This window comes from Endozoicomonas sp. ONNA2 (genome assembly GCF_024606365.1).
GTDB lineage: Bacteria > Pseudomonadota > Gammaproteobacteria > Pseudomonadales > Endozoicomonadaceae > Endozoicomonas.
Window position 1 is genome coordinate 1 of sequence record NZ_JAHHPO010000959.1, and the last position, 1,422, is coordinate 1,422.

A 1,422-nucleotide genomic window follows, 5' to 3' on the forward strand; every position below is an offset into this window, starting at 1 on the left:
GATTTGTATTGACCGCCGAAAAACTGCTTACAATGCTCCGTGAGAGGAAGATTGAATTATCTAAAAACAGAAGCAAACCACCTTTTCCTACCCTTTTTGCCAGATTAACAGTATATAGCATTACTGAAACGCCTGAGCTTTTCTCAACCTATTTTACCAAAGCCTCTGTCTTCTTTTCGGCGGTCAATACCAATCAAATTAAAAACACCGGCTGTCTCACCAGCATGCTGATCAGGAAGTCTCAGATAAAGGTCTTTACAGAACAGGGTGAGGAAGTGATCAGGTTCATTGCCAGTCAGCCTTTCCTGAAACAGATTGCTTCCATGCTCAATAGCAAGGGCTTCCCGCCAAGGAAGGACGTGGAAATTTTCCTGTCCATACCTTGCCTGAAACAGGGCTGGCAGCCCGGGGGCGACGAGGCTGTTCAAGGCAAACAGATTGACCAGGAGCTGCTCATACACATTTCCTCCCTGCACAATGGCAGAGGCTTCCCGGGAAGGGAGCAAGTGGAAGTCTTTATGACCATGCCTTGCCTGAAAGAGGGTTGGCACCGGGGAAGGGACGAGGCTGTCCGTGACCAGCCGATGGACCGGGAGCTGCTCATGCGCATTGCTTCCATGATGCATAACAAGGGCTTCCCGACGAAGGGGCAAGTGGAAGCTTTCATGACCGTGCCTTGCCTGAAAGAGGGTTGGCAGCCCGGCCGCGACGAGGCCGTTCAGGACAATCCGCTCGACCGTAAGCTGCTCATCCGCGTTGCCTCAATGAATAGTTGCAATGGCTTCCCGACAAGGGAGCAATTGGAAGTCTTCATGACCATGCCTTGCCTGAAAGAGGGTTGGCCGCAAGATAAGAACGAGGCTGTCCAGGATAGCCCGATTGATCGGGACCTGCTTATGCGCATTGCCTCGATGAGTGATGGCAAAGGCTTCCCGACTGGCGGGCAAGTGGCAGCTTTTATGACCATACCCTGCCTGAGACGAGGCTGGCGGCAGGGGCACGATGAAGCCGTTCGAAGCCAACCGATCGACCGGGATCTGCTTGTGCGCATTGCCTCAATGCATAATCGCAAGGGCTTTCCGAAAAGTGGGCAAGTCGAAGCCTTCATGACCATGCCTTGTCTGAAGCAAGACTGGCAGCAAGGTAATGACGGGGCCGTTCAAGACAAACCGATCGACCGGGATCTGCTTGTGCGCATTGCTTCCATAATGCATGGCAAGGGCTTCCCGGCGAAGGAGCAAGTGGAAGTTTTCGTGACCATGCCTTGCCTGAAAGTGGGCTGGCAGCCGGGCCATGACGAGGCCGTTAAAGACAGACCGACCGATAGGGAGCTGCTTATGCGTGTTGCCTCCATGAATGATGGCAAAGGCTTCCCGACAAGGAAGCAAGTTGCAGCCTTTATGACCATGCCTTGCCTGAAAG

At 53.2% G+C, this 1,422-nt stretch carries 1 protein-coding gene; it reads left to right on the top strand.

Annotated features, from left to right (window positions below; genetic code table 11):
* Nucleotides 1-224: 224 nt before the first annotated feature.
* The coding region (locus KDK14_RS16985; protein ID WP_257266369.1) for a hypothetical protein at nt 225-1,422 on the top strand (1,198 nt) is incomplete at its 3' end.